General features: G+C 53.5%; 21 protein-coding genes and 1 pseudogene. 10 read left to right on the top strand and 12 right to left on the bottom strand.

Annotated features, from left to right (window positions below):
- Positions 1-269 precede the first annotated feature (269 nt).
- The 7 genes from queA to miaB all read right to left on the bottom strand — a co-directional run bounded on the left by queA (position 270) and on the right by miaB (position 6909).
- The gene (queA, locus tag BARVI_RS07555; protein ID WP_025278650.1) at positions 270-1319 is read right to left on the bottom strand and encodes a tRNA preQ1(34) S-adenosylmethionine ribosyltransferase-isomerase QueA; all 1050 of its coding nucleotides are present in this window, start codon (positions 1317-1319) and stop codon (positions 270-272) included.
- Positions 1316-2056, bottom strand: a complete 741-nt coding sequence (gene truB, locus BARVI_RS07550) for a tRNA pseudouridine(55) synthase TruB (protein WP_025278649.1) — start codon at positions 2054-2056, stop codon at positions 1316-1318. The genes queA and truB overlap by 4 nt, the downstream gene beginning before the upstream one ends.
- A complete protein-coding gene (locus BARVI_RS07545) occupies positions 2056-2904 on the bottom strand; it encodes an undecaprenyl-diphosphate phosphatase (protein WP_038534311.1) in 849 nt (282 codons plus the stop codon). Before BARVI_RS07545 ends, truB begins: the two co-directional genes overlap by 1 nt.
- 49 nt (positions 2905-2953) lie before the next feature.
- Positions 2954-3229, bottom strand: coding sequence for a DUF3098 domain-containing protein (locus BARVI_RS07540; RefSeq protein WP_025278647.1), 276 nt, complete (start codon positions 3227-3229; stop codon positions 2954-2956).
- Between the two features lie 25 nt (positions 3230-3254).
- Positions 3255-4085 (bottom strand): cell division protein FtsX, encoded by an 831-nt coding sequence (locus tag BARVI_RS07535; protein WP_232213967.1) that lies wholly within the window; start codon positions 4083-4085, stop codon positions 3255-3257.
- 244 nt (positions 4086-4329) lie between these two features.
- The gene (locus BARVI_RS07530; RefSeq protein WP_025278645.1) at positions 4330-5511 is read right to left on the bottom strand and encodes an MFS transporter; all 1182 of its coding nucleotides are present in this window, start codon (positions 5509-5511) and stop codon (positions 4330-4332) included.
- 27 nt (positions 5512-5538) lie between these two features.
- Positions 5539-6909 carry a tRNA (N6-isopentenyl adenosine(37)-C2)-methylthiotransferase MiaB gene (gene miaB, locus BARVI_RS07525; RefSeq protein WP_025278644.1) on the bottom strand — a complete coding sequence of 457 codons (1371 nt, stop codon included), beginning with the start codon at positions 6907-6909 and terminating at the stop codon, positions 5539-5541.
- A 385-nt stretch (positions 6910-7294) separates the two neighbouring features.
- On the opposite strand from miaB, the gene BARVI_RS07520 reads away from it, so the two are divergent.
- On the top strand, positions 7295-7798 hold the full coding sequence (locus BARVI_RS07520) for a hypothetical protein (RefSeq protein WP_157232564.1): 504 nt from the start codon (positions 7295-7297) through the stop codon (positions 7796-7798).
- Between the two features lie 68 nt (positions 7799-7866).
- The gene (locus tag BARVI_RS07515) at positions 7867-9357 is read left to right on the top strand and encodes an acetyl-CoA hydrolase/transferase family protein (protein WP_025278642.1); all 1491 of its coding nucleotides are present in this window, start codon (positions 7867-7869) and stop codon (positions 9355-9357) included.
- A gap of 183 nt (positions 9358-9540) precedes the next feature.
- Here the strand turns inward: BARVI_RS07515 and BARVI_RS07510 are convergent, their stop codons facing one another.
- Positions 9541-11523: a glucosamine-6-phosphate deaminase gene (locus BARVI_RS07510; RefSeq protein WP_025278641.1), complete on the bottom strand. Its 1983-nt coding sequence runs from the start codon at positions 11521-11523 to the stop codon at positions 9541-9543.
- 178 nt (positions 11524-11701) lie between these two features.
- On the opposite strand from BARVI_RS07510, the gene nagB reads away from it, so the two are divergent.
- Positions 11702-12514: a glucosamine-6-phosphate deaminase gene (gene nagB / locus BARVI_RS07505; protein WP_025278640.1), complete on the top strand. Its 813-nt coding sequence runs from the start codon at positions 11702-11704 to the stop codon at positions 12512-12514.
- Positions 12515-12686: 172 nt separating this feature from the next.
- Here nagB and queG read toward each other — a convergent pair whose 3' ends face one another.
- From queG to BARVI_RS07490, 3 genes are all read right to left on the bottom strand, one after another.
- Positions 12687-13631 carry a tRNA epoxyqueuosine(34) reductase QueG gene (gene queG / locus BARVI_RS07500; protein WP_025278639.1) on the bottom strand — a complete coding sequence of 315 codons (945 nt, stop codon included), beginning with the start codon at positions 13629-13631 and terminating at the stop codon, positions 12687-12689.
- Positions 13606-14214 (bottom strand): polysaccharide deacetylase family protein, encoded by a 609-nt coding sequence (locus tag BARVI_RS07495; protein WP_025278638.1) that lies wholly within the window; start codon positions 14212-14214, stop codon positions 13606-13608. The genes queG and BARVI_RS07495 overlap by 26 nt, the downstream gene beginning before the upstream one ends.
- Positions 14215-14294: 80 nt before the next feature.
- The gene (locus tag BARVI_RS07490) at positions 14295-17552 is read right to left on the bottom strand and encodes a protein O-mannosyl-transferase family (protein WP_025278637.1); all 3258 of its coding nucleotides are present in this window, start codon (positions 17550-17552) and stop codon (positions 14295-14297) included.
- Between the two features lie 269 nt (positions 17553-17821).
- Between BARVI_RS07490 and BARVI_RS07485 the strand changes: the two genes are divergently transcribed.
- From BARVI_RS07485 to BARVI_RS07460, 7 genes and pseudogenes are all read left to right on the top strand, one after another.
- Positions 17822-18832 (top strand): NAD-dependent epimerase/dehydratase family protein, encoded by a 1011-nt coding sequence (locus BARVI_RS07485; RefSeq protein WP_025278636.1) that lies wholly within the window; start codon positions 17822-17824, stop codon positions 18830-18832.
- Positions 18833-18903: 71 nt separating this feature from the next.
- Entirely contained in the window at positions 18904-19491 is a 588-nt protein-coding gene (locus BARVI_RS07480; protein ID WP_025278635.1) for an LOG family protein, read from the top strand.
- A 13-nt stretch (positions 19492-19504) separates the two neighbouring features.
- On the top strand, positions 19505-20404 hold the full coding sequence (locus tag BARVI_RS07475) for a DUF4271 domain-containing protein (RefSeq protein WP_025278634.1): 900 nt from the start codon (positions 19505-19507) through the stop codon (positions 20402-20404).
- Positions 20401-21150, top strand: coding sequence for a uroporphyrinogen-III synthase (locus BARVI_RS07470; RefSeq protein ID WP_025278633.1), 750 nt, complete (start codon positions 20401-20403; stop codon positions 21148-21150). The genes BARVI_RS07475 and BARVI_RS07470 overlap by 4 nt, the downstream gene beginning before the upstream one ends.
- 59 nt (positions 21151-21209) lie before the next feature.
- Positions 21210-21635, top strand: a complete 426-nt coding sequence (locus BARVI_RS07465; RefSeq protein WP_232213966.1) for a ribonuclease P protein component — start codon at positions 21210-21212, stop codon at positions 21633-21635.
- 4 nt (positions 21636-21639) lie between these two features.
- Positions 21640-21858, top strand: a pseudogene (yidD, locus tag BARVI_RS13610) (membrane protein insertion efficiency factor YidD); the annotation flags it as partial.
- Between the two features lie 18 nt (positions 21859-21876).
- Entirely contained in the window at positions 21877-22506 is a 630-nt protein-coding gene (locus BARVI_RS07460) for a TatD family hydrolase (RefSeq protein WP_038534593.1), read from the top strand.
- A gap of 7 nt (positions 22507-22513) precedes the next feature.
- On the opposite strand, the gene BARVI_RS07455 is transcribed toward BARVI_RS07460, so the two are convergent.
- Positions 22514-23053: a UpxY family transcription antiterminator gene (locus BARVI_RS07455; RefSeq protein WP_025278630.1), complete on the bottom strand. Its 540-nt coding sequence runs from the start codon at positions 23051-23053 to the stop codon at positions 22514-22516.
- Positions 23054-23136 lie beyond the last annotated feature (83 nt).

The following is a 23136-nucleotide window of genomic DNA, read 5'->3' as shown; positions in this document are numbered from 1 at the left end:
TGGGAAAAGTGTGGAGCCGTCCACCGGCCGGGAAAAAGATGAGAAAGATGACAACCGTGACCTTCCCTCCCGGCACAGGCGAGACACTTCTATCCAATAAAAAAGGGACTCTCTCTGCCGCAAAGATAGAGAGAGTTTCGAGTCGTACAAGCAATCTGTATAAAAATGTAACCGATAAAACAAAAAACCTTGCCAACCCTTTTCTCAGAGGCTCAGCAAGGCTTTTTTATTCGTTTTCCAGGAGTCTGGCCGGTTCCCGTTTGACCGCGTTACAGAATGAGCATGGCATCGCCATAGGCTCCGAAACGGTACCCCTCTTTCAAGGCGGTATCATAGGCCGACAGTACAATTTCATATCCACCGAAAGCGGCCACCATCATCAGCATGGTCGAGAGCGGCATGTGGAAATTGGTAACCAGACTGGTGGCAACCGTAAAATCGTAGGGAGGGAAGATGAATTTGTTGGTCCACCCGTCGTAGGTTTTCATGTGTCCACCGGTGCTGACGGCACTCTCGATACCGCGCATGACCGAGGTTCCCACGGCGCAGACCTGACGACCCTCGTCCTTGGCGTGGTTGACCAGATTGACCAGCTCGGGGGTGACGAGCAGTTGCTCGGAGTCCATCTTGTGCTTGGTGAGGTCCTCGACATCGATTTCGCGGAAGTTGCCCAACCCCGAGTGCAGCGTGAGGAATCCGTAGTCGATACCTTTAATCTCCATGCGTTTCAACAGTTCCCGACTGAAATGGAGACCGGCGGCCGGAGTGACCACAGCCCCTTCGTGACGGGCAAAGATATTTTGATAGCGCTCGGCATCGAGCTCCTCGACCGGACGGGTGATGTAGGAGGGCAGAGGCATCTCGCCCAGCTTGTAGAGCGCCTCCTTGAATTCGTCGTGCGAGCCGTCGTAGAGGAACCGCAGCGTGCGGCCGCGCGAGGTGGTGTTGTCGATTACCTCGGCCACCATCGAGTCGTCGTCGCCGAAATAGAGTTTGTTACCGATACGGATTTTCCGGGCCGGCTCGACCAGAACGTCCCACAGGCGGTTCTCCTCGTTGAGCTCGCGCAGGAGGAAGACCTCGATTTTGGCACCGGTTTTCTCTTTGTTACCATAGAGGCGGGCCGGAAATACTTTGGTATCGTTGAAAACAAATACGTCTTTCTCGTTGAAATAGTCGATAATTTCTTTAAAAATGCGATGTTCTATGTTTCCCGTCTTCCGGTCGATAACCATCAACCGGGACTCGTCCCGGTTTTTTGCCGGGTACTGAGCGATTTGCGCTTCGGGCAATTTGAATTTGAATTGGGACAGTTTCATATCGGTTTATTTTCTTCTTTTTCTTTTTTATCTTCTGGCTCGGTCGCCTCTATGGGCGCTTCGTCGATGAGCCGGGCCACCTCGTCGACCGACAGGCAATCGGCCAGCGTCACATCGCCTACTCGTGTACGCACAAGCCCCACCAAGTGGGCTCCACTGCCAAGGGCAATCCCGATGTCCCGGGCCAAGGCTCTGATGTAGGTACCCTTGCTGCACACCACCCGGATTCTGATCTCGGGCAATTCGCAATCGAGCAACTCGATCTCGTCGATGACCAGCTCCTTGGGTTTCAATTCCACCTCCTGCCCCTTGCGGGCCATGTCGTAAGCCCGACGACCGTCTATCTTGCAGGCCGAATAGGAAGGGGGTATCTGCATAATGGAACCGACAAAACGCGGTAAAGTTCGCTCGATAATCTCCCGAGTAATATGCTCGTGGGGATAGGTGGCATCGACCTCGGTCTCCAAATCGAAGGAGGGAGTGGTGGCCCCCAACCGCAGGGTAGCGATATACTCTTTGGTGTGGTACTGGAACTCCTCGATGCGTTTCGTCGCCCGCCCGGTGCAGACAATCATCACTCCGGTGGCCAGCGGGTCGAGGGTACCGGCGTGGCCCACCTTCAACTTTTTCTGTTTGAGCCGACGCAGTATCCGCAACCGGATTCGCTTTACCACATCGAACGAGGTCCAATGCAGCGGTTTGTCGATATATATGATTTCGCCTTCGTTAAAATCCATCACACAATCGTTAAGTTATGCCCCATCAACAACATAACGAGAATCACACCACCCACAATTATACGATACCAACCGAAGGCCTTGAATCCATAACGGGTAACGAACCCTATGAAGAACTTGATGGCCAACAGGGCTACCACAAAGGCAACTACGTTGCCCAACAACAGAGTACCCATGTTGCTCATAATCAAATCGGCTCCTTCGGGTTCGGAAAACAGTTTCAGTATTTTATAACCCATTGCCGCAAACATGGTAGGCACTGCCAGAAAGAACGAGAACTCGGCTGCCGCTTTGCGCAAAAGTTTCTGTGTCATACCTCCCACAATGGTTGCCATCGAACGGGATACACCCGGTATCATGGCTATACATTGAAACAGGCCTATATAAAATGCGCGCTTCTCGGTAAGCTCGGTTTGATCGCTACCCTTGTTGAATATCCGATCGCAGAAGAGCATGAAAATACCGCCAATAACCAGCATGACGGCAACAACTACCACATTTTCGAGCAGGGTGTCGATCCAGTCGCCCAGGGCCAAACCGAATACGGCAGCAGGAATGAAGGCGACCAGCAACTTCCAGTAGAAATCATAGGTGTGCAGGAACCGCCGCAAGGCCGATGGGTTGCCCGGGAGCGGAGTGCGGTTGAGCCGGAAAAACCGTTTCCAATAGAGACATACCACCGACAAAATGGCTCCAAACTGTATAATTACCGTAAATGCCCTTACAAAGGGGGTACTTTCTACACCAAGAATACTTTGTGTAATAATCATGTGCCCCGTAGAGGAAACGGGCAGAAACTCGGTCAATCCCTCTACTATGGCGATAATAATCGTTTCTAAAAAATCCACTTTCTTGAAAAATTAAACAGGAATATCAAACTACCTTGCTGACGCTTTACTATCTCTTCTTTTTGGAGTTGAACATAATCGCATAGACCATAAAGACAAAGCCCACAAAGGCGATGCCCGGAGCCAGGACGATGCGACGGAAACTGAAAATGTCGGGGTTATAGGCTTCGGGGGTAGTACCGGGACCCAGCATCAACAGGAATCCGATGACGATAACGACAAACGATATGCCGATGAGTTTAAGATTGGTCTTCCCCAAGGCAAAAGAGGCTCTCTTGCCTTCGTCGGGCAACGCCGATACCGATTTCTTTTCGCTTGATTTCATATTATTCTGTTCCTATAAGTTTTTTTCATACGTAGTACAAGTCGTCACGATCCATGCGGATATAACGGTTCACGGCCCAATAGGCCGAAACGGCCGAGAGAATAATGCCCAACACCAGCACGGTGAGAAAGACGAGCAGCATCATGGGGACCGACAGAAGGGTAGTGAAGTTTTCCATCTCGGTCATGAGGTAATAGACGCAACCCGAGAGGAGCAGCATGGCAATGACCGAGGCTATGATGCCATTGATGATGTTGGAGACGATAAAGGGCCGTCGAATGAAGGCCGGCGTAGCACCCACCAGCTTCATCGTGTGAATGAGAAAACGCTTGGAGTAGGCACCCAGTCTGATGGTATTGCTGATCAGGGCAAAGGAGATAATCATGAGCACGACAGCCAGCGCCAGCAAGATGAGACCAATGCGGCTCATGTTGTCGTTGACCGACTGGATAAGGTCCTTCTGATACATGATTTCGCTGACGATAACCTGATCGCGGAGCTTTTTCTCAATCACGGCCAGACTGTCGGTATTGGCATAATCGGCTTTGAGCTTCACCTCGATGGACGATTGCATGGGATTGACGCCCAACACATCTTCGGGGTTCTCGCCCAACTCGATCATCACCTCTTTCAAGGCATCTTCTTTCGAGATATACTGAGCCGCCTTCACATAGTCCGACCGCTCGAGCATACGCTGCAACTGATGCACCTGCCTTTCTCCGGCCGACTCGTTGAGAATAATCGAGAATCCTATGTTTTCCTTGACATGGCGCGAGAGATTGGTGGCCAGGAAACCCATCAAGACCATGATACCCAAGATAAAAAGAACCAGTGAAACGCTTAATGTTGAAGTCATTCGAGCATTCAGAAATGATATCCGTCTGCTGAAAGAAGCCTTGTTGTTCATATCTCTCTTTTTTACCAAATCAATCCGTTTGTTTTGCGAGTATTTTACCTCGTTGTTCAACAACCATTTCGACGTTATTACCCCTTTCTTTTGACAAATCGGAAAACAAAAGGATATTGTTAGCCCAAATTTTATGCAAATTAAAGTCTATATCGTCGAAATCGCTTCTTTTGTTCACTCTTTTTAACTATTTCTACCTCAGCTTGTACTTCTCGAAATGGGCAGCCGTCTTCCACTTGAAGAGCAGGTAGCCGATGGCACACAGCACACAAGAGGTGGCATAGGCCGTGGCATAGTCGGTGAGCTCGGCAATCTGACCTCCGATGAGCACCCCCAGACCCACACCCAAATCCCAAGCCGTCAGGTAGGTAGAGTTGGCCGTACCCCGCTGGTTGTTGGGGGCGAGATTGATAAACATCGTCTGATAAGCAGGACAGATACAACCATAGCCCAAGCCCAGAATCACAGCTGCCCCATAATATCCCCACTCGTTGCGCACACCTACGAAGATGAGGTAGCCGAGCAACGAGAGCAGCATGCCCAGGAAGATGTTGCGGGTGACGAATCCGCGATTGAGCCACTTGCCCGAGGCCAGTCGCGACAAGATGAGCCCGACGGCCAGCAGGATAAAGAAGAATCCGGCTCCCGACTCGATACCCAGCTCCTCCTTGCCATACACGGCCAGGTAGGTCGACAGCACGCCGTAGCTGAACGAGTAGAAAATGAGCGTCACCGCCTCGGGCATACCCTTCAACAGCAGAAAGCGGTCGAGCGAGATGGGTGGTTTCTCGGGGACGGGGTCGCGACGGTAGGGCATCTTGATGGTCGAGACACACAGCAGCCCTATCGTGGCCGAAGCCATCGAAAGGAGAAAGATGTAGTCGAAATTGGCATAGGCATCGTGTATGTAGAGCGAGAGGGTGGGCCCCACCGACATGGCCAGGTTGTTGCTTACCCCGTAGTACCCGATACCCTCGCCCCGGCGGGAGGAGGGCATCACGTCGATGGCTACCGTACTGTTCGAGACGGTGAGCAGCCCGAAGGCTATCCCGTGCCCGGCCCGGATAATGGCAAACAGCAACAGGGTGCCGGCCAGCAGATACCCCCCGAAGAAGAGCAGGAAGACAAAGTAGCAGATGAGCAGCAGCCGCTTGCGGGGGAAGGTGTCGACCATGTACCCGGCAAAGGGTCGTATCATCAGTGCCGTTATCGTGTAGGACGAGAGGATAAAGCCGGCCGTGGAACGACTGGCGGCAAACGCCTCGCTCAAATACATGGGGAGTACCGGCAACAGCAGGTAGAAGGCGAAAAAAAGCAGGAAGTTCCCGGCCGTCACGGCCCGGAAACTGGGAGTCCAGAGTCTCTCTTTAACCACTTTTTCCATGACGCTGTCGCAGAGAGGTTAGTCCAACGCTTCGCCCAAGAGGGTCGCCGACGAGGCGTCGGTCACCCGCACCCGCACCCGCTGTCCGATACAGTGGTTGCCCTTGTCGAAAACCACTACCTTGTTTTGCGAGGTGCGTCCGAAGAGTTGCTCGCGCGAACGCTTCGAAAATCCCTCGACCAGCACTTCAAACTCGTGACCTATGTCGCGACGGTTACTTTCGAGGGAGAGCTCGTTCTGCAAGTCGATCATGCGTTGCAGCCGGGCAATCTTCACCTCCTCGGGCACATCGTCGGGCAGGTGTTTCGAGGCGTAGGTGCCGGGGCGTTCGGAGTATTTGAAGAGGAAGGCCGAATCGAATCCCACCTCGCGCATGAGCGAAAGCGTCTCTTCAAAGTCCTCTTCGGTCTCGGAGTGGAAGCCGCTGAACATGTCGGTCGTGATGCCGCAGCCGGGCAAGATGCGCCGAATGGCGGCAATGCGGTCGAGGTACCACTCGCGGGTATATTTGCGGTTCATCAGTTTGAGAATACGGTTGCTCCCCGACTGTACCGGCAGGTGTATGTGGCGGCAGAGGTTGGGCCAGGCGGCGATGACGTGGAGGGTTTCGTCGCTCATATCCTTGGGGTGCGAGGTGGTAAAGCGCACCCGCATCTCGCCGGCGGCCTGGGCCACCATCGCCAGCAGGGCAGGAAAATCGACCACCGTCCCGTCGGGACGCTCGTAGCGGTAGGAGTTGACATTCTGCCCCAGCAGCGTCACCTCCTTGAATCCCTTGGCTTTCAGGTCGGCCAGTTCGCCCAGGATACTCTCCGGCTCGCGGCTGCGCTCACGTCCACGGGTATAGGGTACAATGCAATAGGAACAGAAGTTGTTGCAACCCCGCATAATCGAGATAAAGCCCGAGATGCGGTTCAACCCGATGCGCGAAGGAATCACCTCGCGATAGGTCTCGGTGGTGGAAAGCTCCACATTTACAGCCTTCTCGCCCCGCTCAGCGGCACCCACCAGATTGGGCAGGTCGAGATACGAATCGGGGCCGGCCACCAAGTCGACACCGTTCTCGGCAACGAGCTGCTCGCGCACCCGCTCGGCCATGCACCCCAGTACCCCGATGACCAGCGACTTGTGATGCTTGCGCAACGACTGGAAATAGGCCAGGCGCGAGAGCACCTTCTGCTCGGCATTGTCGCGAATGGAGCAGGTATTGACAAAGATAGCGTCGGCCTCCTCGATTTTATCGCAAAGCGTATAACCCGCCATCTGCATAATCGAAGCCACCACCTCGCTATCGGCCACATTCATCTGACAACCGTAGGTCTCGATAAACAATTTCTTCTCTGCACCGCCCGTAGCCACGGGGTTTGCGGCGGAATCCATATTTTTCATTCTGTCCGATTTTTTCTCCATTTAATTTTAATTTATCAACAAAATATACTAAAAAGTAATATTTTTATTTCAAAAATTTGTTTTTTAAAAAATTATTATTTTCTTTGCAATCACATTACATGAAATTTTTTCATAGTTAAGGTTTAGGTTAAATCGGCTAAGAGTTGTTGAGAAACAGCTCTTAGTTATTTATAGAGCCCCAAAATTTGGAAGATTCTCAATAAAACTCTATATTTGAGGACAAAATTACGAAAAAGAGATGGATTTTTCAGAGATAATCGTCGCTATAATCATCGGTCTGGTCATTCTCGCCATCAATTCTCTCGGGGCAAAAAAGCAACAAAGCACTAAGAATCAACCGAGAAGGCAGCGCGACCGAAGCCTGATGTCCGAAGAATCCGCCCCCGTAGAAAACTCCGAAAAAGAAGAAGAATCGTGGGGAACCCCGCGTACCCTCACCCTGGACGAAATTTTCCAAGAGTTGCGCAAGGCCCGCGAAGAGGCCGAGCAACAGGCCGCCGAAGAGGAGGAGTACATTCCACGCGCGCCCAAGCGGCCGCACCGGCAACAAGAACAAACGACATCGCAATCCCGGCCCCAAAAGCTGGAACAACGACAACCGCAAACCGAGTGGCAGCTCGATTCCCCGTCGGCACCGGCACAAGCACCGGCAAAGCCTGTGGCGAAAACGCGTCCCGCATCGGTCGTCCCGTCGGCCCCCGAAGCCGAAGGAATATCGGTCTTTTCGCGCACGCCCGCCTTTGCAACCGCGGCAACCCCGCGACCGGTCCCGACCGAAGAGTCTCTCGACGCCCCTGCCATAGACGTCGGCGAGATAGACTGGCGCAAGGCGGTTATCGTCTCGGAAATTCTGAACCGAAAATATTGACGATGAACCCATGGCAGTAATACCTTAACCTTGAAACATCTCAAAAACAACAAAAATTTATCTTGAATATGGCATTTAATATCATTACCGCCGAAGAAGCGGCGCAATTCATTCACCACAATGATAATGTAGGATTTAGCGGTTTTACAGCAGCAGGTACCCCCAAAGTAGTTCCTGTCGCTCTTGCCCAACGGGCCGAAGCCGAACATGCGGCCGGACGCCCCTTCCAGATTGGCGTCTATACCGGAGCTTCGACCAGCGATTACGTGGACGGAGCCCTGACCCGTGCCAAGGCTATCAAAAGCCGTACGCCCTATCAGTCGCACAAAGATACCCGTGCGGCAGTCAATGCAAACGAGATTGCCTACTTCGACATGCACCTCTCGCACCTGGCACAAAGCCTGCGCTACGGATTTCTGGGTAAAATCAATGTAGCTATCATCGAAGCTACCGAGGTCACCCCTGAGGGAGAGATTTTACTGGGCAACGGTGTGGGCGCTACCCCCACCTTCTGTGCATTGGCCGACAAGATTATCATTGAGCTGAACCATCACGACCCCAAAGAGTTGCGGGGCATGCACGACATCTACCAACCGCTCGACCCGCCTTATCGCCGCGAAATTCCCATCTATAAACCCAGCGACCGCATCGGTTCCCCTATTGTGAAGGTCGACCCCAAGAAAATCGTGGGTATTGTCGAGAGCGACAAACTCGACGGTGTAAAACCTTTCACCCCGGCCGACGAAACGACCATGAAAATCGGCCAAAACGTGTGTGATTTCCTTGTAAGTCAACTGAAAGCCGGTCTTATCCCCCCTCAATTCTTACCGATACAGTCGGGTGTGGGCAACATTGCCAACGCCGTATTGGGTAGCCTGGGCTCCAACCCCGACATTCCGGCGTTCGAAATGTACACCGAGGTGATACAAGATGCCGTTATCGACCTGATGAAAGAGGGTAAATGCAAATTTGCCAGCTGCTGCTCCATGACAATAAGCGACGAAAAGCAAAAAGAGGTATTCGGCAACATCAGATTCTTCCACGACAAAGTCATCATGCGTCCGGGCGAAATATCGAACAATCCTGAAATCGTACGCCGACTGGGCCTCATCACCATGAACACGGCTCTCGAAGCCGACATCTTCGGCAACGTGAACTCAACCCACGTAACGGGTACCAAGATGATGAACGGTATCGGTGGTTCGGCCGACTTCACCCGCAACGCCTACCTCTCGATATTCACCTGCCCCTCGGTGGCCAAGGGCGGCAAGATAAGCGCCATCGTGCCCATGGTTTCGCACGTGGACCACAGCGAACACTCGGTACAGGTGCTCATTACCGAACAGGGTGTAGCCGACCTGAGAGGCAAATCGCCTATCCAACGGGCTCACACCATTATCGAGAACTGCGTTCACCCCATGTACAAGCAACTGCTGTGGGACTACCTGAAACTGGGCAAAGGCCACACGCCTCACAACTTGAAGGCGGCCTTCGGTTTCCACAACGAGTTCCTGAAATCGGGCGACATGGCTCTCACCAACTGGGCCGATTACGTATAATCGATAGCTGCTGTTTCATATAAAAAATCCCCCGGGGTGCTACCCCGGGGGATTTTTGTGTTTATTCATAACCGTGCGACGAAACAACAGCACTTGGCTCCCGCACCCGTCGTCATGGGACAAAACGAACGGGAGGCGGTCATCGACCGCCTCCCGTTTCCTATATACATACGATTAGAATAATCAGCGTATGGGGTGATACTCTACAAAGGCTTCGATGGCCTCATACGAAGCCAAGCCGAGGCTGGCGTAGAGGTCGGCCGTAGCCTTGTTGCGGTCTTCGGCACGTTGCCAGAAGAGGCGTTCGTCGTCGCCCAGGAAGGGAGCGCTCTCCATCTGCGACTGGTGTTTGAGAATCGAGTTACGTTTCTGACGCAGCTCCTCGGGGCTCAAAGGTACGGCCATCTCGATGTGGTCGATTTCCCATTCGGCCCAGGCACCGCGGTACATCCAGATGCGGCAATCCTTCATCCACTCCTCGTCCTTGATTTCGTCGATGGCGGCCAGTACGGCATCGAGACAAACCTTGTGTGTGCCGTGGGGGTCGGCCAGGTCACCGGCAACGAAAATCTGGTGCGGTTTAACCGACTCGATCAAGTCTTTTACAATCTTGATATCGGCCTCGGTCAAATCGCCTTTCTTAATCGTACCCGTCTCGTAGAAGGGGAGGTTGAGGAAGTGAACGTTCTCGGGTTTGATACCGATGTAGTTGCAAGCGGTGCGGGCCTCGCCGCGACGAATCATCGTCTTGATGAAACGAATGTCGGGGGTATCGGACTCACCGTCTTTCTTCTGCTCGATAAACTTGTGTATCTCGCTGCTCTCTTTCAAGAGTTCGGGGGTATCGAACTTGAATTTCTTGGCAATGTTGTCGATGAGCATGATGTAGCGCATCATATCCTCGTCGCCTACGGCAATATTACCCGAGGTCTCATAGGCTACATGCACATCGTGTTTCTGTACGGCCAGACGTTTGAGGGTACCGCCCATGGAGATTACATCGTCGTCGGGGTGCGGGCTGAACACGATGACTCGTTTGGGATAGGGTTTCGCACGCTCGGGACGGAAGGTATCGTCGGCATTGGGCTTGCCGCCGGGCCAGCCGGTGATGGTATGCTGCAACGAGTTGAATATGCGGATATTGACGTTGTAGGCCGAACCGTAGAGGGCTACGAGTTCGCTCAAACCGTTGTCGTTATAGTCCTTGTCGGTCAGTTTCAAGATGGGTTTACCCGTTACCTTGCAGAGCCAAACGATGGCCCGACGAATGAGTTTCTCGTCCCATTCGCACGAGGTAACGAGCCACGGACGGCTGATGCGGGTCAATGCCTCGGCGGCCGACAGGTCGAGTACCACTTTGGCCCGACGATGAGTTTGAAGGAACGAAGAGGGAATGAGATCGGTGATTTCGCCCTCGATAGTGCGTTTCACAATGTTGGCTTTGGTCTCGCCCCAGGCCACGCTGATGATACGACGGGCAGCCATGAGGTTCGATATACCCAGCGTAATGGCACAGCGGGGTACATTCTCGCTCGAATTGAATTGCGACGAGGCCATGTGACGGGCGTCGCTACCGAGCAACATGAGGCGGCAAGAGGAGTTGAGTTGCGAACCCGGTTCGTTGAAGGCGAGGTTACCGGCCGTGCCAATTTCGCACAAAACCAGGTCTATTCCGCCACAGGCTTCGATCTCTTCTTCATACTTCTTGCAGTATACATAGACATCTTCTTTCGAGATCATCTTGGCCGGAGTGTGGATATTCTCGGGATCGATGTTCACCTTGTCGAGCAGGAGCTCTTTCAAGAGACTCATGGTACCGGGCGCACCCTCGGGCAGCGGATAATACTCGCCGATATTGAAGACGATTACATTGGAAAAGCTGAGCTCACCGGCCTGGTACATGCGCACCAGTTCGGCATATACGGGGTGAGTACCTACCCCCGAACCCAAAGCCAGCACACAGTGACGGTGCTCGGCCTTGCACTTGTGGATTAACTCGGCGATGTCGTGAGCGACATAGGCCGAACCTTCGTCGGAACCTTCAAAAATTTTGGTATAAACCTTTTCTTCCCGCGTAAGAGCGGCGAGTTCCAACTCTCCATCAGGAGCGTAATACCGTTTGGGTATCCGATCCAGTTTGATTTGAGAACTTAGATTTGTTTTCATCGCGATAATATTTTGAGTTACAAACTTAATGATTCCTTTACACTTTTTCCACACAAAAAAGGTAAAAAATGATGGAAGGATATTCGTTTTTTAGAAAAATACACAAAATCTTCACCGCTATATCGTTACTTGCCAAAAAATGATTACTTTTGGGAAAAGCTAAAATTTATATAAAATCATGAGACTGATTATCGAACCAACCTATGATGCTGTTTCGCGTTGGGCCGCTAATTATGTGGCATCGAGCATCAATAAGTTTAACCCCACCGAAGAGAAACCTTTCGTGCTGGGTCTGCCCACCGGATCGTCGCCCCTGGGTATGTACAAACACCTGATCGAGTTGAACCGCAAGGGAGTCGTTTCTTTCCGCAACGTGGTGACTTTCAATATGGACGAGTACTGCAACCTGCCCGAAGACCATGAACAGAGCTACCACACGTTCATGTGGAGCAACTTCTTCTCGCACATCGACATTCGTCCCGAGAACGTGAATATTCTCAACGGCAATGCCGCCAACCCCGAAGAGGAGTGCGCCCGCTACGAGGCCAAAATCGCTTCGTACGGCGGTATCGAGCTGTTCCTCGGCGGCGTAGGTCCCGACGGTCACATTGCCTTCAACGAACCGGGCTCGTCGCTCACCTCGCGCACCCGCGTGAAAACGCTGACCCAAGACACGATTATCGCCAATTCGCGTTTCTTCGGCGGCGACACCAACCTCGTGCCCAAAACGGCGCTCACCGTGGGTGTAGGTACCGTGATGTCGGCGCGCCACGTGCTCATCATCGTCAACGGTCACAACAAGGCCCGTGCCCTGCAACAGGGTGTAGAGGGTGGCGTTTCGCAGATGTGGACCATCACGGCCCTGCAAATGCACCCCAAGAGCATCATCGTGTGCGACGATGCCGCTACGGCCGAACTGAAAGTGGGTACGTACAAATATTTCCTGGATATCGAGAAGAACAATCTCGACCCCGAGAGCCTGCTGAAGTAATCTCTCTCGAAAGCCGAAATCTTTCGAACCGCATAGCGAGGGTTTCACCAACCGTGAGACCCTCGCTCTTTTTATACCTCTTCCAAGGAGACGAGAGCTGCTGGCCTGTATACAAAAAGGAAGGAAAACCGATGCGAAGCCCCCTGGTAGCTATCTTTTTACATCAATTCGCTTATTGCTCCCGGTTCTTTTTCCACACTATGAAGTTACGCATGAGCCCGGCATATTTGGCCCGGCGCACTGCCGAATGGCGGAATATACGGTTAAAATCGGCAGGGGTCATCGCCTCGAAACGGACGGCATCGAGGGCAAGAAATTCATCGGAAGGGGCAAACTCGGGGTGAGTCGAAGGAGTAGCGGCCCGATTCCAGGGACAACTCTGCTGGCAGGTGTCGCAACCATAGACCCGATTGCCCATCTGTGCAGCCACCTCGGGGGGTATCTCGCCCCGGTTTTCGATGGTCTGGCATGAGATGCAGAGGCGGGCATCGACCTGTCCCGGCTGCGAAAGGGCTCCCGTGGGGCAGTGCTCCCGGCAGAGCGAACAATCGCCGCAACGATTGGTCAATGGTGTATCGGGGGGTAAGGCGAGCGTGGTAAGCAATTCACCCAGAAAGAAATAGGAACCTTTGCCGGGAATAATCAACTGGGCATTCTTCCCAATAAAGCCCAGCCCGGCCTGCACGGCCCAATAACGCTCCCGCAGGGGTGCCGTATCGCAACATACCCGCCCCGGGTCGCCCGAGAGGGTGGTGACGAAAGCAGCGAGCCGGCGCAACTTCTCGCGCATCACCTCGTGATAGTCGAGGCCATAGGCATAATAGGCAAATTGGGGATTCTCGCGGGGTTGGACCCGCGCAGGATAGTAGTTGAGCGCCACACAAATCACGGTGCGGGCTCCGGGATAGAGGAGGGCTGGATTGTCGCGCAAGTCGAGGTAGTTGCCCAGATAGTCCATCTGAGCCTGCTTTCCCTCGTCGAGCCAACGGCGGTAGGCGTCACGTGACTGACTATCCACCTCGTCCGCACATGCGAAGCCACACGCATCGAATCCCAACCGCAGGGCTTCGCTACGAATCTGTTCTTTCCACTCAAAGGGTGCGGAAGAGGAATCCATTTTCTCGCAACCAGTTTATGGTTCTCGGCAGGGCGTAGTGCAGGTTACGCTCGGCCTTGATCGAGTCGTGAAACACGATGATAGAGCCGTTGCGGGCATAACGCTTCACGTTGCCGAACACCTGCTCGCCGGTGAGTTTGTTGCTGTAATCACGAGTCACCACGTCCCACATGATGATGCTGAAATCCTTTTTCAACAGCTTGGCCTGTCCCGGCAGCATGTGGCCGTGAGGCGGACGGAAAAGTCGGCTCTGAATGAGGTCGTGGGCATTGAGCACATTGCGCACATACTTCTCGGGGGGCATGGACATGCCCTGCACGTGATTCATCGTGTGGTTGCCCACCTGATGCCCCCTGCGCCGCAACTCCTGAAAGAGGTTGGGATTGCGGGCCACGTTATCGCCCACACAGAAGAAGGTGGCTTTTACCGCATAATAGTCGAGAACGTCGAGCACCCACGGGGTCACTTGGGGTATGGGGCCGTCGTCAAACGTGAGGTAGACGGTCTTTTCTTCGCCCGGGATACGCCAGATGGTCTCGGGAAACAACATGCGGTAAAAAAACGGGGGTTGCTCTATAAACATAACCTGGTATACTTGAAAAAACTCGGGAGAGAATCGGTAAAACAGGTTTCCCGACACTCTCCCGAAAACAATTCATTTCATTACTCTTGAATAGCGAACCGGTCGCCGATTTTCTTTTGCAAGTCGGGGAGTCCGTAGACCGTACACAATTCGTTGATCATGTGGACGATGTAGAGATGTTTCTGGTAATCGCTGCCCACCGATCGGAGTTGTCCCGGCGTGAGATCCTTATACCAGTTGAGGTAGCTGGCCGAGGTGTCAAAAATCTCGCTCAACAGAGCCTCGCCCTTCGCTTTCTCACCCAATTCGAGATAGGACTGTCCGAAGGAGACCGACGTCAGGTCATGGGTAACCTGCCAGCCCGGTATCTTCTCGACAATGAGATTCAGAGCGGTGAGAGCCTTCTCGTTCTTGCCCTCGACAATAAGCTGCTCAACCAGGTCGGCAAACATCATGCGAATGGTATTGCACATGCGGCGCACATTCTCGTCGAGATACAGGGGGTGCTCTTTCGTGGCCTGGTCGATACCACCCCAGCGGAAGCGGTTGACCATGTTGTCATACATCTTGTCGGTGTTGATATTGTTGTTGACACCTTTCAACGGTACCACCTGATAGGCCAGACCCGTGCGCGAGAAATAGTCTTCGAGTCCCAGGTAGTAGCTGCTACCCACGGTCACGGCAAAATAGATCGGGCGCTTCCAGCCCTGCTGGGCATTGGTGTTGATGATGTCGAGCGAGGCAATTTCGCTCATGGTGAATCCCTGCTTGCTGCCCAGATTGGGGGCGATGCGCGAGACGATGCTGTCTTTCAACTCGGGAGGTACGGTGCCCGAAGCAACCGCGGCATCGGCATCGACCGGAATATAGAGCTTGTTGGTGGGCAGGTGATTGAGTGCACCATAACCCGGCACATCTTTAGTCCAGGCCTCATCGCTATACAGATACTCCAAGGCATCGCCGACCGAAATCGAATCGGCCACCCGGTTGATTACGTAATTATAGGAGCGCACGTCGTAGGCATATTTCGACTCGTCGGCCGAGATGGGCAGCGGAGCCGATTCATAGGCGGGACGCTTCATCTGGTCGATATACCAGTCGGTCTGCAAATAGGAGAGGTTGCACACCCGCACGTCGGTGCGATAGCCCTCGACCTCCTGCACATACCACAAGGGGAAGGTATCGTTGTCGCCGTTGGTGAAGAGAATGGCGTTCTCATCGACACTCGACAGGTAGTTCATACCGAAGTCGCGGCAGACGTAGCGGCCCGAACGGTCGTGGTCGTCCCATGTCTGGCTCACCATCTGCAAGGGTACGCACAGACACAGCAGCGAAGCTATCGCGGCCGTTACCGTGGCTTTGGGTTTCTCGTCGGTCGTCTTGGCCAGGTAGTTGAGCCCGCGCCAGATGGCGGCAACACCCAACCCGATCCAAATGGCAAAGGCATAGAAGGAGCCTGCATAGGCGTAGTCGCGCTCACGCGGCTGATAGGGCGTCTGGTTCAGGTAGATGACAATGGCGATACCGGTCATGAAGAAGAGGAAGAAGGTAACCCAGAAGCTCTCGATACCCTTCTTGCCCGAGAAGGCCTGGAAGAAGAGTCCGATGAGACCGAGCAGGAGCGGCAACATGTAGAAGACGTTGTGGCCACCGTTATTCTTCAAGTCGTCGGGCAGGTTCGTCTGGTCGCCGGCCAGGTGCTTGTCGATGAAGTTGAAGCCGCTTATCCAGTTACCGTTCTGTACCTCGCCATGACCCTGTATGTCGTTCTGCCGGCCGGCAAAGTTCCACATGAAGTAGCGCCAGTACATGTAGTTGAGCTGGTAATCAAGGAAGAAGGCGAGGTTCTCGCCGAAGGTAGGCTTCATCACCGTCTTCGTCCCTTCGGAGGTGGTCACCTGCACGGGACGACCCTTGAATTTGGTCCACTCCTTGTAGGCCGAGATGTGTTCAGCCCTATCGCTGTACATGCGGGGGAAGAGCATGCACAACTCGGGTTGGTACTTGTACTGCTCGTTATACCCGGTAATGATGTATTGGTCGGGATCGTCGGGCGACGATTTCAGTTTCTTTTTCCAAATGGGTTTTCCTTTGGTCGACAGAGCCGTACCGTTGGCATCGCGAGCGATTTCGGCCGGGAAGGTCTGCCCGTAGAAGAGCGGACGGTCGCCATATTGCTCGCGGTTGAGGTAACCGCTCAGGCTGAAAATATCCTCGGGCGAGTTCTGATCCATCGGCGTGTTGGCCGTCGAACGTATCAGAATCAGCGCATACGACGAGTAACCGATAAAGATCACGAACAGCGACAGCAGAATGGTGTTCATGGCTACCACCGAGGTCTTTCGACGCGAGAAGAAGAGGTAGTAGGCCAGGGCCAGCGAGAGGATAATACCTATCACATAACCGTCGCCGATAAAGGGAATACCCACCAGCACGATGCTGATGAAGAACGAAATCTTCATCAACTTTTCGCTGCGCTGCGCATAGGTCTCATAGATGGCCCAGACGATGACTCCCACAATCAGGAAGAAATAGAATACCACACCGCTGTTGAAAGGCAGGTGGAAGACGTTGACAAAGAGCAACTCCACCCAGCTGGCTACCTCGACGAAGCCGGGCACCAGTCCATAAAGCAACAGCACGATGAGCACGAACGAGAGCAGCAGGGCGATGATAGAGCCTTTCAGGTTGGTATTCTTGAACTTGCGATAGTAATATACCAGCACGATGGCGGGGATACAGAGCAAGTTGAGCAGGTGTACCGCGATGGATACACCGATGATGTAGGCAATGAGTATGATGTAGCGGTTGGCGTGAGGCTCGTCGGCCACGCTTTCCCATTTGAGGATAAGCCAAAAGACCAGTGCCGTGCAGAAGGAGGAGTAGGCATACACCTCACCTTCTACGGCCGAGAACCAGAAGGTGTCGGACCACGCATAGGCCAAGGCTCCTACCACGCCGCAACCCAAGATGGCAATCATCTGCCCGAGCGACATGGTATCGACCGTCTCGCCCTCGCGCAATACCACCTTCTGAGCCAGACGGGTAATAGTCCAGAACAGCAGCAAGATGGTGGCGGCACTCAACAGACCCGACATGAGGTTGACCATGTAGGCTACCTCGGAAGGCGAAGAGGCAAAGTTGGCAAAGAAGCGGGCCGTCAACATGAAAATGGGATTTCCCGGCGGGTGCCCCACTTCGAGTTTATATCCCGATGCTATAAATTCACCGCAGTCCCAGAAACTGGCGGTCGACTCCAAAGTCAGGATATAGGTAATCGCTGCCACGACAAAGACTACCCAGCCCAACACATTGTTCACTAATTTGTACCGTTTCATTATACTTAGTTTGTCTTTATTTTCAGGAGATTGAAACCATAAACCCACTACACGAAAACAACCCCGGGAAAAGCCGAAGACAGTTTACCGAGGAAGCCGAGTGTTCTTAGCTGTTTCATACACCCGGCAAAGATAATGAAAGATTGTTAATCTCCCCTCATTATAAACTTTTTATAATAATTTATCGCGCCTATTTCACAAAATCGCCGATTCACCGCCACGATTTAGCCGGTTTCTTCGTACTTTTACCCGGCAAATTACAAGAACCCATGACTACTCGCATACTCATTACCGGCGCCGGCGGCTTCATCGGCGGCTTCATTGTCGAAGAGGCGCTGTCGCGCGGATACGAAACTTGGGCGGGAGTGCGCAAAACCACCTCGCGCGCCCATCTCACCGACCCGGCTATCCGCTTCATCGACTTCAACTACGCCAATCCCCAGGTGCTGGTCGAACAACTGCGGCAACACAAAGAGGAGTATGGCAAGTGGGACTACATCATTCACAACCTGGGGGTGACCAAGTGCAAGAACCCCGACGATTTCGACCGCATCAACTACGGGTTTGTCAAGCATTTCACCGAAGCGCTCATCGCCGCCGACATGGTGCCCCGGCAGTTTATCCTCATGAGCAGCCTGGGAGCCTGGGGGGTGGGCGACGAAAAGAACTTTACCCCCATACGCCCCACCGATACCCCCCACCCCAACACGCGCTACGGCATGAGCAAGCTGAAAGCCGAGCAGCACCTGCAATCGCTGCCGGGATTTCCCTATGTGGTGATGCGCCCCACCGGGGTGTACGGCCCCTACGAAAGGGACTACTATCTGATGATGAAGAGCATCAAATACGGCTTCGACTTCATCGTGGGATTCAAGCCGCAACTCATCACCTTCATCTACGTCAAGGACCTGGTGCAGGCCATCTTCAAGGCCATCGACCGGGGAGTGACCCGCCGGGGCTACTTCCTCTCCGAAGGGAGGGCCTACACCTCGTCACAGTTCCGCCGCTACGTAGCCACGGCTCTGGGGCGACGCTGGGTAATCCCGGTGAAGATTCCCATAGCAGGCTTGTGGCTCGTCTCGGTCATCGCCGAGAAGGGGGCCGCTCTGCTGGGCAAGACCAGCACGCTGAACCGCGACAAGTTCCGCATCATGAAACAGCGCAACTGGATATGCGACACTACCGATGCCCGCAACGAACTGGGATTCGAGCCGCAATACAGCCTCGAACGCGGCGTAAACGAATGTGTGAAGTGGTACCGCCAGCACCACTGGCTGTAAAGCAGAGGCTCGCAAACGCTCCTTCTTTCAAAAAAAAGCGTTACCTTTGCAGCCAATTCAAACTGGTGGCAATGAAAAAGATAAAATCGGTATGCGTCTACTGCGCATCGAGTTCCAAAATAAACCCCGACTACTTCGAGGCTGCCCGTGAAATCGGGCAACTGCTCGCCCAAAAAGGCATGCGGTGCGTATGCGGTGCCGGCAACCAGGGGCTCATGGGGACCCTGGCCGACAGTGTGCTGGCCCACGGTGGCGAGGTGATGGGGGTAATTCCCCGATTCATGATCGACGAGGGGTGGTGCCACCCGGATTTGACCCAAACCATCGTGACGGCCGACATGCACGAACGCAAGGAACGCATGGCGCAGGAGGCCGACGCCGTCATCGCCCTGCCCGGCGGCTGCGGCACCTTTGAAGAGCTCTTCGAGATTATCACCTGGAAACAACTGGGGCTCTTCCTTAACCCCATTGTCATACTCAATACCGACGGGTATTACGACCCCCTCATCGAGATGTTGCACAAAGCCATCGACGAGAATTTCATGCGTCGTGAACACGAACGCATGTGGCTGGTGGCCCAAACGCCCCAAGAGGCGATCGACGCCATCGAACAGGCTCCCGCCTGGGACCCCAGCATTCGCAAAATAGCCGCCATCTAAATCCATACCCGCCATGCCCAGCCCTGTTGCTTCCACACACGCCCTTGCCGCCGACACCGTCCAGGTGACCGACAGCGTCGTCGTGCGGTCGACGAGCGACAGCTCTGCGGTATTCGTGCCCCAGTATATCCACGGATTTGAACGCAGCACCCCCCTTCGCGAAAGCGACCCCCTCAAAGACTTGCAGGAGACGATTATCGCCATACCCGAAGGGTTCGACGCGGCCCCCATGCCCGACAGCCCCACCAACAACTCGTTGCTGGTGAGCATTGTGATGGTGGTATTCCTGCTCTTTGCCTTCACCTTTAAAAAAGGAACCCGGTTTCTGGGCGAGATTTTCAGCAGCGTACTCAACGTGAGGGAGCGACAAAGTCTCTTCGACGACTCCACCGTACGTGAGACTCAACTGCGGGCTGTCCTGCTGTGCATGACTTTCGTCTCGGAGGGCTTCTGCCTGTATCAATTCCTGTTGCAAACCCTACCCTCCCCGGGTGTATCGATAGGGACAGGAGTCTGCTGCGGCACGCTCATCGCCGCACTCTACTACCTGTTGCAAAAATGGCTCTACCGAGGGCTTGGCCTGCTCTTTACCGATGCCGCCCACACCCGCAAATGGGTAGAGAGTTTCATCTCCATCAACGCCATCATCAGCCTGCCTATCGCCGTGCCGGTTTTGCTGACCATATTCATACCCCAATGGCGATCCACCCTGCTGGTCGTGGCGGCAGCCATCTACGTGATTTCCCGTATCTTATTTATTTATAAAGGGTTTAAGATTTTTTACCGCAATATATTAGATTTATTCTATTTTATTGTGTACTTTTGTGCCCTCGAAATTACACCCCTGTTTTGGGTATATAAATCGAGTGTATTGATATACAATTTTGTCGAACTAAAATTACAGCAGCTTTGAAAATTAAGAAAATTCTTGTTTCTCAGCCTAAGCCGAGTTCCGAAAAATCGCCTTATTACGATATTGCCGAGCGATATGGAGTCAATATCGTATTCCGTCCCTTTATCAAGGTAGAGGGTCTGACCTCGAAAGAGTTCAGACAACAGAAGATTTCCATACCGGAATATACAGCTGTTATTTTCACGGCCCGTACCGCCATCGACCACTTCTTCCGCCTGTGCGAAGAGTTGCGCGTCACGATACCCGAAACGATGAAATACTTCTGTACCACCGAGGCCATTGCCCTCTATTTGCAAAAATACATCGTCTACCGCAAACGCAAGATTTTCTTCGGAAATTCGGGCAAACTGGACGATCTGGTTCCGTCGTTGCTGAAACACGCCGGTGAGAAATTCCTCTTCCCGGTATCCGATGTCCACAAAGAACAGACCACCGTATTGGAGAAACACAACATCAACTATACACGGGCCATCATGTATCGCACCGTGAGCAACGATTTTGAAGAGGGCGAACCCTTTGACTACGACATGCTCATCTTCTTCAGCCCTTCGGGAATCAAGTCGCTCTTGAAGAACTTCCCCGAATTTGAGCAGGGCGACATCAAAATCGGCTGCTTCGGTCCCACCACGGCACAAGCCGTGCGTGATGCAGGTCTGCGCCTCGACCTCGAAGCCCCCTCGCCCGGAGCTCCGTCGATGACGGCCGCACTGGATCTCTTCCTGAAAGAACAGAGCAAAAAGAAATAACATCTTTTTCAATTCAACCCACAAACCTCATAATCGTCTTTTACCGAAAAGAGGCGCTTATGAGGTTTATTTGCAAACACACGATGAACGAACACAGCCTGCCCAAAAGCGAAAAACTATGTAGCCGAACAGCCATCAACCGACTGTTTGCCGAGGGTAGCGCCTTCATCGTCTATCCCCTGCGCATCGTCTACCGCATCGACGACAGCACGGCCGACCCCCCGCAGTTTTTCATCAATATCCCCAAGCGCAATTTCAAACGCGCCGTCAAACGGGTCTACCTGCGCCGTCGCATTCGCGAAGCCTACCGCCTGCACAAGGAGATACTGACCGAGCCGATGGCCCGGCGCAACCAGTCGATGCATCTGGCTTTCCTCTACCTCGACAAGAACCTGAACGACTTCCATTTCATTGAACAGAAGATGGTCGAGGCGCTGGAACGGCTGGTCAAAAAAACCGAACCCCAAGAAACCTCCGAGTCATAAGGCCATGAAAAGAGTGTTGTCGGCCCTGCTCGTGTGGCCTATCCGTTTCTACAAGGCTGTCATCTCGCCCATGCTCCCGCCCTCGTGCCGCTACGTGCCCACCTGCTCACAATATGCCATCGACGCCATAGAGATACACGGCCCCTTCAAAGGGTTGTGGCTGGCCACCCGACGCCTGCTGAGCTGCCACCCCTGGGGAGGCAGCGGATACGACCCGGTTCCACCCAAGTTCCCTACCGACATTCACACCCATCACGACCGCTACGGGGCCATCATCAGCACCACCCCCGAGGAGTTTCGCCCCCAGCCGGGCCGGTACTACTCGGTAGGACTTCACCCCTGGGACCTCTCCGACAAATCAAAGGGTGTACTGTCGCAACTCGAAGCCGCCGTACAGCACAAGCAGGTGGTGGCCATTGGCGAAACGGGTCTCGACAAACTCAAAAGCGGGGTGAGCTACGAGACCCAGATACTCTATTTCGAGAAACACATTCACCTCTCGGAACAGTGGCACAAACCTCTCATCATTCATGCCGTAAAGGCCTACGACGACATCATTCGCATACACAAGGCCCGCAAACCTGCACAACCGTGGATTATCCACGGATTCAGAGGGAAACCCGAGACGGCGGCACAACTGCTGCGCGAGGGGCTCTACCTCTCGTTCGGTGAGTACTACAACCACGAAACCTTGAAATCGGTCCCCCTCGACCGCCTCTTCCTCGAAACCGACGAGGGGAACATGCCCATCGACAAGCTCTACCGCAAGGCAGCCCACATACGCAACCTGCCGACCCACCGGCTGCACCGGTCGATCGCCCGCAACATTGCCCACACATTTCCTTTGGAAAAAGCCTCCCACCGTTCCTGAGAACCGGTCAAGAGACCCGCTCAATCAGAGAGGGGTGAACAAATGCCGTGGCTACGGCCATCACACCCTCGATGGAGACGACGACCCGACGGTCGCCCTTGATGCGGAGGAATACACCTTCGACCCCGGCAAAGACCCCACCGGTGATGCGCACCCGGTCGCCCTCGCGCAACGAGAGCACATTGGAGTCGAGATAGACCACCTGCTCATTGTAAGCCCCGGCTACGGCAATGAAACTGTACATCTGCCGGTCGGGAACAACGAGCGGCTCGCGTCTCTCCCGATTCATGATATAACGAATAGGAATTTTGAGCGAAATATCCGCTTTGATTTCGTCCATCTTCTCCCGATTCAACCGCACGAATACCAGATTGTGAATCACAGGGACCAATTTTCTCACCTTACGTTCCCTTTTGATAAACTCTTTATAATGCATAGGAATGAACGACTCTATCCCACACTGGTCGAGATACCCTTTTAATGCCATCTCCCGGCTATATGTTACCCGAATGGCAAACCACTTGAGATCGGTTTCATTACTGTCCATAACCCGTATTAAAAATCGATTGGCACAAAGTTAATGAAAAACATTTCATAATAATATAATAAGTGAGATTTACAAAAAAACAA

This window comes from Barnesiella viscericola DSM 18177 (assembly GCF_000512915.1).
Classification (GTDB): Bacteria; Bacteroidota; Bacteroidia; order Bacteroidales; family Barnesiellaceae; genus Barnesiella; species Barnesiella viscericola.
Note: the sequence above shows the minus strand (reverse complement) of the source record. Positions and strands in the feature narration are given on the sequence as shown.

What these genes read in the sequence shown, in the direction of transcription:
- queA (WP_025278650.1), bottom strand. Translation starts at nt 1,319, where the DNA reads ATGAAACTGTCCCAATTCAAATTCAAATTGCCCGAAGCGCAAATCGCT.
- truB (WP_025278649.1), bottom strand. Translation starts at nt 2,056, where the DNA reads ATGGATTTTAACGAAGGCGAAATCATATATATCGACAAACCGCTGCAT.
- BARVI_RS07540 (WP_025278647.1), bottom strand. Translation starts at nt 3,229, where the DNA reads ATGAAATCAAGCGAAAAGAAATCGGTATCGGCGTTGCCCGACGAAGGC.
- BARVI_RS07535 (WP_232213967.1), bottom strand. Translation starts at nt 4,085, where the DNA reads ATGACTTCAACATTAAGCGTTTCACTGGTTCTTTTTATCTTGGGTATC.
- miaB (WP_025278644.1), bottom strand. Translation starts at nt 6,909, where the DNA reads ATGAAAAATATGGATTCCGCCGCAAACCCCGTGGCTACGGGCGGTGCA.
- BARVI_RS07520 (WP_157232564.1), top strand. Translation starts at nt 7,295, where the DNA reads ATGTCCGAAGAATCCGCCCCCGTAGAAAACTCCGAAAAAGAAGAAGAA.
- BARVI_RS07515 (WP_025278642.1), top strand. Translation starts at nt 7,867, where the DNA reads ATGGCATTTAATATCATTACCGCCGAAGAAGCGGCGCAATTCATTCAC.
- BARVI_RS07510 (WP_025278641.1), bottom strand. Translation starts at nt 11,523, where the DNA reads ATGAAAACAAATCTAAGTTCTCAAATCAAACTGGATCGGATACCCAAA.
- nagB (WP_025278640.1), top strand. Translation starts at nt 11,702, where the DNA reads ATGAGACTGATTATCGAACCAACCTATGATGCTGTTTCGCGTTGGGCC.
- queG (WP_025278639.1), bottom strand. Translation starts at nt 13,631, where the DNA reads ATGGATTCCTCTTCCGCACCCTTTGAGTGGAAAGAACAGATTCGTAGC.
- BARVI_RS07495 (WP_025278638.1), bottom strand. Translation starts at nt 14,214, where the DNA reads ATGTTTATAGAGCAACCCCCGTTTTTTTACCGCATGTTGTTTCCCGAG.
- BARVI_RS07490 (WP_025278637.1), bottom strand. Translation starts at nt 17,552, where the DNA reads ATGAAACGGTACAAATTAGTGAACAATGTGTTGGGCTGGGTAGTCTTT.
- BARVI_RS07485 (WP_025278636.1), top strand. Translation starts at nt 17,822, where the DNA reads ATGACTACTCGCATACTCATTACCGGCGCCGGCGGCTTCATCGGCGGC.
- BARVI_RS07480 (WP_025278635.1), top strand. Translation starts at nt 18,904, where the DNA reads ATGAAAAAGATAAAATCGGTATGCGTCTACTGCGCATCGAGTTCCAAA.
- BARVI_RS07475 (WP_025278634.1), top strand. Translation starts at nt 19,505, where the DNA reads ATGCCCAGCCCTGTTGCTTCCACACACGCCCTTGCCGCCGACACCGTC.
- BARVI_RS07465 (WP_232213966.1), top strand. Translation starts at nt 21,210, where the DNA reads ATGAGGTTTATTTGCAAACACACGATGAACGAACACAGCCTGCCCAAA.
- BARVI_RS07455 (WP_025278630.1), bottom strand. Translation starts at nt 23,053, where the DNA reads ATGGACAGTAATGAAACCGATCTCAAGTGGTTTGCCATTCGGGTAACA.